Raw genomic sequence first — 11,225 nt, forward strand, 5'->3', positions numbered from 1 at the left:
GAGTTGGCATGGCGAACATGTTTGCCCTGATTCTGGTGATTGCCACACTGGTGACGGGCATTTTATGGTGCGTAGATAAATTCATCTTCGCGCCTAAACGCCGGGAGCGTCAGGCAGCAGCGCAAGCTGCTGCAGGTGATTCACTGGATAAAGCAACGCTGAAAAAAGTGGCCCCTAAGCCAGGCTGGCTGGAAACCGGGGCATCCGTTTTCCCGGTTTTAGCTATTGTGCTGGTGGTGCGTTCATTTATTTATGAGCCGTTCCAGATCCCGTCTGGTTCGATGATGCCGACACTGCTTATCGGTGACTTTATCCTGGTGGAGAAATTTGCCTACGGGATTAAAGATCCGATTTACCAGAAAACGCTGATCGAAACCGGCCATCCGAAACGTGGTGATATCGTGGTGTTTAAATACCCGGAAGATCCGCGTCTGGACTACATCAAACGTGCTGTCGGTTTACCGGGAGACAAAGTGACGTACGATCCGGTGGCGAAAGAGGTAACTATTCAGCCAGGATGCAGTTCCGGTCAGGCGTGTGAAAACGCGCTGCCGGTAACGTACTCTGATGTTCAGCCAAGTGATTTTGTGCAGACATTTGCGCGTCGTAACGGCGGTGAAGCGACCAGCGGCTTCTTTGAGGTTCCGCTGAATGAAACGAAAGATAACGGTATTCGCCTCTCCGAGCGTAAAGAAACGCTGGGTGAGGTAACGCACCGCATTCTGACCGTGCCAATCGCGCAGGATCAGGTGGGGATGTATTACCGCCAGCCAGGCCAGCAGTTGGCAACCTGGATCGTCCCGCCGGGACATTACTTCATGATGGGTGATAACCGTGACAACAGCGCGGACAGCCGTTACTGGGGATTTGTGCCGGAAGCGAATCTGGTTGGTAAAGCGACCGCTATCTGGATGAGTTTCGATAAGCAAGAAGGCGAATGGCCGACCGGTGTGCGTTTAAGCCGTATTGGTGGCATTCACTAATCGCTGATAATCGTTCACGTTGTCGTCATTATGGCGACAGCGTGAATTATTTCTCGGATAAATTCCCGCAGACTAACGACATCCCTTGTCGTTGTGTATAGAATATTCCCCCGAAGTTTGAGGTTGGCACCGACAGGTTGCCACGGCACACGAAACAGCGTTGGTTTGTGTATAAATGCATTCAGCCGAAGCGGGATGGCTAAGCGAAATGCGTATATCAGGTCTGTTTCGTGTGCTGAATTGTTGACGCATTCATTTATTGGTATCGCATGAACCCCATCGTAATTAATCGGCTTCAACGGAAGCTGGGCTACACTTTTAATCATCAGGAGCTGTTGCAGCAGGCATTAACTCACCGTAGCGCCAGCAGCAAACATAACGAGCGTTTAGAATTTTTAGGCGACTCTATTCTGAGCTTTGTTATCGCTAATGCGCTGTATCACCGTTTTCCGCGTGTGGATGAAGGTGATATGAGTCGCATGCGCGCGACGCTGGTTCGCGGCAATACGCTGGCTGAATTAGCCCGTGAGTTTGACCTCGGTGAATGTTTACGTTTGGGGCCAGGCGAGCTGAAAAGCGGCGGTTTCCGTCGTGAATCGATCCTGGCAGATACCGTTGAAGCTTTGATCGGCGGCGTCTTCCTTGACAGCGATATTCAAACCGTTGAACAACTGATCCTGAACTGGTATCAGACTCGTCTGGATGAAATTAGCCCAGGCGATAAACAAAAAGATCCGAAAACGCGCCTGCAGGAATATTTGCAGGGTCGCCACCTGCCGCTACCGTCCTATCTGGTGGTGCAGGTTCGTGGTGAAGCACACGATCAAGAATTTACTATCCACTGCCAGGTCAGCGGCCTGAGTGAACCGGTGGTTGGCACAGGTTCGAGCCGTCGTAAGGCTGAGCAGGCTGCCGCCGAACAGGCGTTGAAAAAACTGGAGCTGGAATGAGCGAAGAGAAAACTTACTGCGGATTTATTGCCATCGTCGGTCGCCCGAACGTCGGCAAATCCACCCTGTTGAATAATCTGCTTGGGCAGAAGATTTCCATTACCTCACGTAAGGCTCAGACAACACGTCACCGTATTGTTGGCATCCATACCGAAGGTGCGTATCAGGCAATTTATGTTGATACCCCGGGCCTGCATATGGAAGAAAAACGGGCGATCAACCGCCTGATGAACAAAGCGGCAAGCAGCTCGATTGGTGATGTTGAACTGGTTATTTTCGTTGTGGAAGGCACCCGCTGGACGCCGGACGACGAAATGGTGCTCAACAAGCTGCGCGACGGTAAAGCCCCGGTTATTCTGGCTGTGAACAAAGTGGACAACGTTCAGGAAAAAGCCGATTTACTGCCGCACCTGCAGTTCCTGGCAAGCCAGATGAACTTCCTTGATATCGTCCCGATTTCTGCCGAAACCGGCCTGAATGTTGATACCGTTGCGGGCATCGTGCGTAAGCACCTGCCGGAAGCCATTCATCACTTCCCGGAAGATTACATCACCGACCGTTCTCAGCGCTTTATGGCGTCTGAAATCATCCGTGAAAAGCTGATGCGTTTTCTGGGGGCTGAACTGCCGTACTCCGTTACCGTGGAGATTGAACGTTTTATCTCTAACGAACGCGGTGGTTACGATATTAACGGGCTGATCCTCGTTGAACGTGAAGGGCAGAAGAAGATGGTTATTGGCAACAAAGGGGCCAAAATTAAAACCATCGGCATCGAAGCGCGTAAAGACATGCAGGAGATGTTCGAAGCACCCGTTCACCTCGAGCTGTGGGTGAAAGTGAAATCCGGCTGGGCCGATGACGAGCGCGCGCTGCGTAGCCTCGGTTACGGCGACGACGTCTAATTTTTCATAGGTTATGGCTTTCGAGGTGCAGGAAGGCGGCAAGACCGCAGATCCTCGGGAGCTTACTCAAGTGAGTGACTGGGGTGAGTGGGCGCAGCCAACACACCTGCAGCTTGAAAGACGGCGGGTATGATGGAAGGATGGCAACGCGCTTTTGTCCTGCATAGCCGCCCGTGGAGCGAAACCAGTCTCGTGCTGGACGTCTTCACGGAAGAATCGGGTCGTGTGCGCCTGGTGGCTAAAGGCGCGCGCTCCAAACGTTCTAATCTCAAAGGCGCGCTCCAGCCTTTTACTCCGTTGTTGCTTCGCTTTGGTGGACGTGGTGAGGTCAAAACCTTACGCAGTGCCGAAGCCGTTTCTCTGGCTCTCCCCCTTAGCGGTATCACACTGTACAGCGGCTTGTATATCAACGAGCTTATCTCTCGCGTACTTGAGTATGAGACCCGCTTTTCTGAACTCTTTTTCGACTACCTGAACTGTATTCAGGCGCTGGCTGGCGCGACGGGTTCGCCAGAGCCTGCGCTGCGTCGTTTTGAGCTGGCCTTACTTGGACATCTGGGGTACGGCGTCGATTTTACCCACTGTGCGGGTAGTGGCGAGCCGGTGGATGACACCATGACCTATCGTTACCGGGAAGAAAAAGGGTTTATCGCAAGCGTAGTGATTGATAACGCCACCTTTACCGGACGCCATCTGAAAGCACTCGAATCGCGGGAATTTCCGGATGCTGATACGCTTCGCGCCGCGAAACGCTTTACCCGCATGGCGTTAAAGCCGTATCTTGGTGGTAAGCCGTTAAAAAGCCGGGAACTGTTCCGGCAATTTATGCCAAAACGCGCAGTAAAAACAAAAAATGATTAACGAGGATGGATTGCCATGGCCGAATTACTGTTAGGCGTCAACATTGACCACATTGCCACTTTACGTAATGCACGCGGCACCGCATACCCTGACCCGGTTCAGGCGGCGTTTATCGTTGAGCAGGCGGGCGCAGACGGCATTACCGTGCACCTGCGTGAAGACCGTCGCCATATTACCGATCGCGACGTGCGCATTTTGCGCCAGACGCTGGATACGCGTATGAATCTGGAAATGGCGGTAACCGAAGAGATGCTGGCGATTGCCGTTGAGACTAAGCCGCATTTTTGCTGCCTGGTGCCGGAAAAACGTCAGGAAGTGACGACTGAAGGTGGCCTGGATGTCGCTGGTCAGCGTGACAAGATGCGTGATGCCTGCAAACGCCTGGCGGACGCAGGCATTCTGGTTTCGCTGTTTATCGATGCTGATGACGAACAGATTAAGGCCGCTGCTGAAGTCGGCGCGCCGTACATCGAAATTCACACCGGCTGTTACGCCGATGCGAAAACCGACGCTGAACAGGCCAGCGAACTGGCGCGTATCGCCAAAGCGGCGACCTTTGCCGCCAGCCTTGGTCTGAAGGTGAATGCGGGGCACGGCCTGACGTACCACAACGTTAAAGCCATCGCGCGGATCCCGGAAATGCACGAGTTGAACATTGGCCATGCCATTATCGGCCGCGCGGTGATGAGCGGTCTGAAAGATGCAGTAGTCGAAATGAAGCGCCTGATGCTGGAAGCGCGTGGCTAATGGCGATTCTGGGATTAGGTACGGATATCGTGGAGATTGCCCGCATCGAAGCGGTGATCTCCCGTTCCGGCGACCGTCTGGCAAGACGCGTGCTCAGCGACAACGAATGGGCAATCTGGGAGACGCATCAGCAACCGGTGCGCTTTCTGGCGAAACGTTTTGCGGTCAAAGAGGCGGCAGCAAAAGCCTTTGGTACCGGTATTCGCAACGGTCTGGCGTTTAATCAGTTTGAGGTCTTTAACGACGAACTCGGTAAGCCGCGTCTGCGGTTATGGGGGGAGGCGTTAAAACTGGCGGAAAAACTCGGTGTCGCACATATGCATGTGACGCTGGCCGATGAGCGTCACTACGCCTGCGCCACGGTGATTATCGAGAGCTAACGTTTCATCGGCCTGATAAGCATAGCGTCATCAGGCAACGTTACAGCTTATCGGCGTGGTGCATCAGTACAAACTTATCCCACAGCTGCTCTTCCGTTTCGACATGTGCCGGATCTTTCAAAATAGTATTGGGGATCGGGCACACCTTCTGACAGGTTGGTGTGTCGTAATGGCCTACGCATTCCGTACACTTGTCGCTGTTAATCTCGTAAATGCTGTCACCCATCGAAATCGCCTCATTCGGGCATTCGGGCTCGCACATATCGCAATTGATACACTTTTTAGTGATTAACAGGGCCATCAGGAAACTCTCAAAACATCACAAATCGGGCGGGCATTATACGCGCATTCTTTGCTCAGACCAGTTTTTTTACCAGTGCTTCGCTGTGGCGAATGCGTTCCGGGGCATGCTCCAGATCTTGCTGCACCAGCGCCATAAACAGTAAATCAGTGAGCATCATTTGCGCATGGGTAGAGGAAATCGCTGCGCTGCGCGTGGCCTGTTCTTCAGCAATCGTGTACAGACAATGAGTTGCGCGCTGTTGCAGGGCGTTAGGTGTAAATCCGGTGATGGCGAGAATTTTGGCTCCGGCGCGCAACGTTTCATCCGCAGCCAGGTTGAGTTCGCGGCGTTCTCCGGTATACGAAATGGCCAGCAGCAGATCGTTGGGTGAAAGCGCCTGCACCGCCGCCAGCAGGGCGTGCATATCGCGTTCAACCACCGCGTTAAAACCAATCTTTAGCAGTTTCCAGGCAAAATTCTGCGCTACCAGACCCGATGCGCCAATCCCGGTCAGGATAATGCGCCGGGCTGAGCGCAGCATCGTGACGCTCTCTATCAGTTTCTCTTCGCTGTTGACGTCCAGCGTCGCATGCATCGCCGCCACGTTCTCTTTAATCAGTTTTTCGCCCACCATACGCATGGGGTCGTCACCGCGAATCTGATTATGCACCGGAATGGAATGAGGGTTGGGATTGCTGGCCAACGCTTCGCTAATCGCCAGTTTCAGCGCCGGAAACCCTTTAAAGCCCATCTTTTGCGCGAACTTCACCACGCTGGACTGGCTGACGCCTGCTTCAAAGGCCAGCTGCTGTGAGCTGAGATGACGCGCGGTATCCGGCTGAGCAAGAAGATAATCCGCAAGTTTTTTATCGCTTTGCGCGAGGTCCGGGTAACGCTGACGAATGCGAATTAAACAGTTCATGCTGTCTCCTGGCGAAAACGTGATGGCGATTGCAAAACAAAATTTCACTCGCCTGGATGAATATAATATTCCATTATGACAGATTATTATGAATTAAAAATTCCTAAGGAACAAAAAATGAATCTCGGTGCATTAGTTTCAGAAACCCGCAATCCACAGACCATGGATCTGGATGCGCTCTCAACGTTGGAGTTGGTTCATCGATTTAATCAACAGGATACGCTGGTAGCGGAAGCAGTAAAAGCAACTCTGCCTCAAGTTGCGTGCGCGGTCGATGCGGCAGCTAACGCGTTAAAAGCCGGTGGACGCATTATTTACATGGGCGCAGGTACCAGCGGACGTCTTGGAGTGCTGGACGCGTCTGAGTGCCCACCGACCTTCGGTGTACCGCATGGTCTGGTGGTTGGGCTGATTGCCGGGGGGCCGGGCGCGCTGCTCAAGGCGGTAGAAGGTGCGGAAGATAACCCGCAGTTAGGCGAAGACGATCTGCGCGCACTCAACCTTACCGCACAGGATCTGGTGGTTGGTCTGGCGGCTTCAGGTCGCACGCCGTATGTGATTGGTGGGCTGAAATATGCGCGTTCGGTGGGTTGTACGACGGCGGCTATTTCCTGCAATCCGGATTCTCCTGTCGCGCATGAAGCGGATATTGCAATCTCCCCGGTGGTGGGACCGGAGGCGTTGACCGGGTCAACGCGACTGAAATCCGGCACCGCGCAAAAATTGGTGCTCAATATGATCTCCACCGGTGCGATGGTGAAATTTGGCAAGGTGTACCAGAACCTGATGGTGGATATGCAGGCAACCAACGTCAAACTGGTCGATCGAGCGTGCCGTATGGTGGTTGAAGCCACCGGCATTGCGCGTGAACAGGCGCAAGCGCTGTTAAAGCAGACTGATTTTGACGTTAAGCCAGCGATTTTAATGGCGCTCACCGGCCTGGATGCCGCTACCGCCCGCGAAAAGCTTGCCGCTCACCAGGGTTTTTTACGCGCGGCGTTAGAACACTAAGAGGTGTATATGGATAAGACGGCGGTGCTGGCCAGCGACATTCTGCTGGGCGTAGGTGGAGAGCAAAATATTCTGCGCCTGGAAAACTGTATGACCCGCGTCAGGGTGGAAGTTCAGGATGACGATCAGATTGATATTCCCCGTCTCAGGCAACTGCCCGGTGTTAGCGGTTACGTGAAGCAGGGCGCGCAGCATCAGATAATCGTCGGCCCCGGTAAAGCTGCCAAGGTGGTGGATGCCATGCGCTCCCTGATTGCCGGTGGCGGCGAGCGTGCAGATGTGAATAATATCGAGCGCACCAAATCAGAGGCCAAAGCGAAGTACAAAGCGCCAATGAGCGATGCGCTGCGCAAGCTGGCGAACGTCTTTATCCCTCTTATTCCGGCGTTTATCGCCTCCGGTTTGATCACCGGCATTATAAACATCCTTAAGCGACCGGATATCGTGGGGGATTTTGCGACCCATTATCCGAATATGCTGGGGCTGATAGGCATATTTGGCAGCGCCGTGTTTGCCATCATGAATATTCTGGTTGGGGTGAATACCGCCAAAGTCTTCGGCGGCTCTCTGGCGATGGGCGGGGTGATGGCGGGGATCCTCTCCAGTCCGCAGCTGGCGCAGATTACCCTGTTTGGCGAAGCGTTGCAGCCGGGGCGCGGCGGGGTGATCGCAGTGCTGCTGGTGGTTGCGCTGATGTGTTGGATCGAGCGCAAATTCCGCGAGCTGTTGCCGGAATCGCTGGAGCTTATCCTTAACCCGCTGCTGACCACCATCATTACCGGGGCCATCGCGATTGTGGCGCTGCAACCACTTGGAGGCTGGATTTCTGAATCTATCGCTCACGGCGCATCCTGGGCTATCGACCGCGGCGGGTTCCTGGTTGGTGCCATACTGGCGGGAACTTTCCTGCCATTGGTGCTCACCGGACTTCATCAAGGGTTGGTGCCCATCCACGTTGAGCTGGTACAGGCACACGGTTATAACGCGCTCTTTCCTATCCTGGCGATGGCAGGCGTTGGACAAGTAGGGGCTGCGATAGCGGTGTTGATGAAAACCCGTAATGCGCGGCTAAAGAAAGTGATCAAAGGAGCGCTGCCGGTCGGGCTGCTGGGCATTGGCGAGCCGCTTATTTTTGGCGTCACGCTGCCGTTGGGTAAACCGTTTATCTGTGCCTGCCTTGGCGGAGCGGTAGGCGGGGCGCTGATTAGCTACTGGAAGGTGGCGACGGTTATCACCTTTGGCATCTCCGGTTTGCCGCTGGCACTGACGATTGTTGCCGGAAAAGTGATGTTCTATCTGTTAGGCTATCTGGTAGCAGTTATCGCCGGGTTCCTGTTTACCTGGCTATTGGGGTTCAACGATCCAGAGGAATAAGGTTTGACCAATCACCAGCGCCGCGTTGTTTTTTTTGATTTGGATGGCACGTTACATCAGCAGGATATGTTCGGTAGCTTTATACGTTATCTGCTGCGTCGCCAGCCGCTGAACGCGTTGCTTGTGCTGCCTCTGCTACCGGTGATTGCGCTGGCGCTGCTGATACAAGGGCGCGCCGCCCGCTGGCCAATGAGCCTGCTGTTGTGGGGATGCACTTTTGGTCGTAGCGAGGCGCGTCTGAAAGGGCATCAGGCTGACTTTGTGCGCTGGTTTCGCAGTAACGTGACGGCCTTTCCGCTCGTGCAGCAGCGGCTGACAACCTACCTGTTAAGCTCTGACGCCGAAATCTGGCTTATTACTGGCTCCCCGCAGTCGCTGGTCGAGCAGGTGTACTTCGACACGCCGTGGCTACCGCGTGTCAATCTGATCGCCAGTAAAATGGCGCGGGGATTCGGCGGGTGGGTGCTGCCTCTGCGCTGTCTGGGCCATGAGAAAGTGACGCAACTGGAACGCCACATTGGTGCGCCGCTTCAGCTTTACAGTGGCTACAGCGACAGTAATCAGGACAATCCTCTGCTCTCTTTTTGCCAGCATCGCTGGCGCGTCACGCCGCGCGGAGAGCTGCAACAACTCGAATAGAGTAAACGATAGCGTCTGTGTATAATGCGCCCGCTTTGATTACTGGAGTTACCCCCTTTGTCTGAAGTTGAATTTAGCCACGAATACTGGATGCGTCATGCTTTAACGCTGGCTAAGCGCGCCTGGGATGAGCGTGAAGTCCCGGTGGGCGCGGTATTGGTACATAACAACCGCGTGATTGGCGAAGGCTGGAACCGTCCGATTGGTCACCATGATCCGACTGCCCACGCTGAAATTATGGCGCTGCGTCAGGGCGGCCTGGTGCTGCAAAACTACCGTCTGTTGGATACCACGCTGTATGTCACTCTGGAGCCGTGCGTGATGTGCGCAGGCGCGATGGTGCACAGCCGTATCGGCCATGTCGTTTTTGGCGCGCGCGATGCGAAAACGGGGGCTGCCGGGTCATTAATGGATGTACTGCATCACCCTGGAATGAATCATCGGGTGGAGGTGACCGAAGGGGTGCTACGGGATGAATGCGCCACGTTGCTCAGTGATTTCTTCCGCATGCGTCGTCAGGAAATCAAAGCGCTGAAAAAAAACGCCAATTTGTAAATGCCGGTCTGATTGCCTGATGACGCTGCGCTTATCAGGCCTACGAGGCTACTTGTCCTCTTTTTTCTGCGGTGAAAACAGCAGGGAAGGGGAGTGCGACAGGTAATTTGACGACGTCTGAGACAGAAACGCCGAAAGCGGCAATTCATCTTTACCTATTAGCTCTGCCGGCGTCACCGCCGGGTAATCCTGCGCCAGTTGCTGCGTTTCAAGCGCCCGTTTTTCTTTCTCCTGCAGATACCCCACCAGGCTAATCTGGTACTTACGGATATTTTCTACATAAGCGTAGGCTTCGTGGCCACGCGCATAACCATAGGTCAGCTTGTTGTAATACGGCTTTTGGCTGAGCAGCGGCAGACGCTGTTTTACGTCGGACCAGCTGTTCGGATTGCCTTTGGTTTTCACGGTCAGCGCCCGTGCATCCAGCATGTGCGCATAACCCATGTTGTAGGCTGCGAGCGCAAACCAGATGCGTTCCCCTTCGGGGACGGTATCGGGCACTTTACTCATCATATCCTGCAAATACCGCGCGCCGCCGCTGATGCTTTGTTCGGCATCGGTACGGTCGGTCAGTCCGAGACTTTGAGCGGTATTTTTGGTCAGCATCATCAACCCGCGTACGCCGGTCGGGGAAGTGGCCTGCGCGTCCCAGTGCGACTCCTGATAAGAGATTGCGGCGAGCAGTCGCCAGTCTATCTCCTGCGCATATTTCTCAAACAGCGGCTTAAGGTCCGGCAATACGCTGTCTACGGCGCGTAAAAAGGTGCGGGTATCAACATAGTCAAAATCATCGCCATGTCCGAGATACTTTTCTTCTAGTCGCGCCAGAGAGCCGTCTTCATTCATGGTGTTAAAAAAATCCAACAGGGCGGCAGACAGCGTGTTGTCATCGTCCAGGCGACTAAACCAGGTCACCGGCTGTTCGTCAGATACGTCCAGCGCTACGGCCAGCTCAGGATGTACGCGTTGGTATAAGCTGATGGCGACGGAATCGGCAATGGTGTAATCCAGCTTCCCGGCGATAACATCATCAAGCAGTTCAGTGGTGCCTTTTTTGTCATCCACCTTCCAGCTCAGATCGGGAAATTTATTCTCTTTAAGCAACTGGAGATCGTTAACCACCACGTGCCCCGGGGCGATGGTCAGTTGATTTTCGTTCACGGTGGCAAGAGTGCGCGGGCGGTATTGCCCAACCCGATACACCAACTGTTGTGAAACCGAATAGTAGGTTGGGCCGGGCTGGTAATTTTTCACCCGCTCGCTGTTATATACCAGGCCTGCGGCTAACAGATCGGCATGGCCGTTATCCAGGTCGTCAAAAAGCTGGCTGATGTTCTGGCGCACGGTGACTTTTAACTTCACGCCCAGGTAGTTGGCGAACGCCTGAGTCAGTTCATAATCCAGGCCGAATTTCTTGCCGTTGAGGGTCGCGTAAGTTAATGGCGAGTCGAGGGTACTGACGCGCAGTTCTCCCCGCGACTGAATGGCGGCGATACGATTTTCGGCTTTACCGAACCAGGGAATAGATGGCCAGAGGGCCGCTGCCAACAACAGCGTTAATATGCCGATGAACAGATAATTAATCTTTAATTTTTTCAATTAGTTAATTCTCTGAACC

Annotated in this window: 13 protein-coding genes; 10 read left to right on the forward strand and 3 right to left on the reverse strand. The window is 54.0% G+C overall.

The window, feature by feature from the left end; all coding sequences use genetic code 11:
• Window positions 1–8: 8 nt before the first annotated feature.
• From lepB to acpS, 6 genes are all read left to right on the forward strand, one after another.
• Window positions 9–983, forward strand: a complete 975-nt coding sequence (gene lepB / locus HVZ52_RS05785; RefSeq protein WP_016154048.1) for a signal peptidase I — start codon at window positions 9–11, stop codon at window positions 981–983.
• A 269-nt stretch (window positions 984–1,252) separates the two neighbouring features.
• Window positions 1,253–1,933, forward strand: coding sequence for a ribonuclease III (rnc, locus tag HVZ52_RS05790; protein ID WP_003037579.1), 681 nt, complete (start codon window positions 1,253–1,255; stop codon window positions 1,931–1,933).
• Window positions 1,930–2,835 (forward strand): GTPase Era, encoded by a 906-nt coding sequence (gene era / locus HVZ52_RS05795; protein ID WP_003037581.1) that lies wholly within the window; start codon window positions 1,930–1,932, stop codon window positions 2,833–2,835. Before rnc ends, era begins: the two co-directional genes overlap by 4 nt.
• Before the next feature lie 132 nt (window positions 2,836–2,967).
• A complete protein-coding gene (gene recO, locus HVZ52_RS05800) occupies window positions 2,968–3,696 on the forward strand; it encodes a DNA repair protein RecO (protein WP_016154047.1) in 729 nt (242 codons plus the stop codon).
• Window positions 3,697–3,711: 15 nt separating this feature from the next.
• On the forward strand, window positions 3,712–4,443 hold the full coding sequence (pdxJ, locus tag HVZ52_RS05805; protein ID WP_016157172.1) for a pyridoxine 5'-phosphate synthase: 732 nt from the start codon (window positions 3,712–3,714) through the stop codon (window positions 4,441–4,443).
• Window positions 4,443–4,823, forward strand: a complete 381-nt coding sequence (gene acpS, locus HVZ52_RS05810; RefSeq protein ID WP_003037588.1) for a holo-ACP synthase — start codon at window positions 4,443–4,445, stop codon at window positions 4,821–4,823. The genes pdxJ and acpS overlap by 1 nt, the downstream gene beginning before the upstream one ends.
• A gap of 40 nt (window positions 4,824–4,863) precedes the next feature.
• On the opposite strand, the gene HVZ52_RS05815 is transcribed toward acpS, so the two are convergent.
• The gene (locus tag HVZ52_RS05815; RefSeq protein ID WP_003037590.1) at window positions 4,864–5,124 is read right to left on the reverse strand and encodes a YfhL family 4Fe-4S dicluster ferredoxin; all 261 of its coding nucleotides are present in this window, start codon (window positions 5,122–5,124) and stop codon (window positions 4,864–4,866) included.
• Window positions 5,125–5,179: 55 nt separating this feature from the next.
• Window positions 5,180–6,028, reverse strand: a complete 849-nt coding sequence (locus HVZ52_RS05820) for a MurR/RpiR family transcriptional regulator (RefSeq protein ID WP_016154045.1) — start codon at window positions 6,026–6,028, stop codon at window positions 5,180–5,182.
• Between the two features lie 117 nt (window positions 6,029–6,145).
• Here HVZ52_RS05820 and murQ point away from each other — a divergent pair, with 117 nt between their 5' ends.
• From murQ to tadA, 4 genes are all read left to right on the forward strand, one after another.
• A complete protein-coding gene (gene murQ, locus HVZ52_RS05825) occupies window positions 6,146–7,039 on the forward strand; it encodes an N-acetylmuramic acid 6-phosphate etherase (protein WP_019077406.1) in 894 nt (297 codons plus the stop codon).
• 9 nt (window positions 7,040–7,048) lie between these two features.
• Complete coding sequence (locus tag HVZ52_RS05830) at window positions 7,049–8,413, forward strand: PTS transporter subunit EIIC (protein ID WP_181598983.1); 1,365 nt, start codon at window positions 7,049–7,051, stop codon at window positions 8,411–8,413.
• Window positions 8,414–8,416: 3 nt separating this feature from the next.
• The gene (gene yfhb, locus HVZ52_RS05835) at window positions 8,417–9,052 is read left to right on the forward strand and encodes a phosphatidylglycerophosphatase C (RefSeq protein ID WP_016157167.1); all 636 of its coding nucleotides are present in this window, start codon (window positions 8,417–8,419) and stop codon (window positions 9,050–9,052) included.
• Window positions 9,053–9,142: 90 nt separating this feature from the next.
• The gene (gene tadA / locus HVZ52_RS05840; protein ID WP_230675888.1) at window positions 9,143–9,607 is read left to right on the forward strand and encodes a tRNA adenosine(34) deaminase TadA; all 465 of its coding nucleotides are present in this window, start codon (window positions 9,143–9,145) and stop codon (window positions 9,605–9,607) included.
• Window positions 9,608–9,655: 48 nt separating this feature from the next.
• Here tadA and mltF read toward each other — a convergent pair whose 3' ends face one another.
• Entirely contained in the window at window positions 9,656–11,206 is a 1,551-nt protein-coding gene (mltF, locus tag HVZ52_RS05845) for a membrane-bound lytic murein transglycosylase MltF (protein WP_016157165.1), read from the reverse strand.
• Between the last annotated feature and the right edge of the window lie 19 nt (window positions 11,207–11,225).

Source organism: Citrobacter sp. RHB36-C18 (assembly GCF_013814485.1).
GTDB classification, from domain to species: domain Bacteria; phylum Pseudomonadota; class Gammaproteobacteria; order Enterobacterales; family Enterobacteriaceae; genus Citrobacter; species Citrobacter braakii.

Bases quoted from the DNA above. Each gene is read 5' to 3' on its own strand.
- lepB (WP_016154048.1), top strand. From the start codon at position 9: ATGGCGAACATGTTTGCCCTGATTCTGGTGATTGCCACACTGGTGACG.
- rnc (WP_003037579.1), top strand. From the start codon at position 1,253: ATGAACCCCATCGTAATTAATCGGCTTCAACGGAAGCTGGGCTACACT.
- era (WP_003037581.1), top strand. From the start codon at position 1,930: ATGAGCGAAGAGAAAACTTACTGCGGATTTATTGCCATCGTCGGTCGC.
- recO (WP_016154047.1), top strand. From the start codon at position 2,968: ATGGAAGGATGGCAACGCGCTTTTGTCCTGCATAGCCGCCCGTGGAGC.
- pdxJ (WP_016157172.1), top strand. From the start codon at position 3,712: ATGGCCGAATTACTGTTAGGCGTCAACATTGACCACATTGCCACTTTA.
- acpS (WP_003037588.1), top strand. From the start codon at position 4,443: ATGGCGATTCTGGGATTAGGTACGGATATCGTGGAGATTGCCCGCATC.
- HVZ52_RS05815 (WP_003037590.1), bottom strand. From the start codon at position 5,124: ATGGCCCTGTTAATCACTAAAAAGTGTATCAATTGCGATATGTGCGAG.
- HVZ52_RS05820 (WP_016154045.1), bottom strand. From the start codon at position 6,028: ATGAACTGTTTAATTCGCATTCGTCAGCGTTACCCGGACCTCGCGCAA.
- murQ (WP_019077406.1), top strand. From the start codon at position 6,146: ATGAATCTCGGTGCATTAGTTTCAGAAACCCGCAATCCACAGACCATG.
- HVZ52_RS05830 (WP_181598983.1), top strand. From the start codon at position 7,049: ATGGATAAGACGGCGGTGCTGGCCAGCGACATTCTGCTGGGCGTAGGT.
- tadA (WP_230675888.1), top strand. From the start codon at position 9,143: ATGCGTCATGCTTTAACGCTGGCTAAGCGCGCCTGGGATGAGCGTGAA.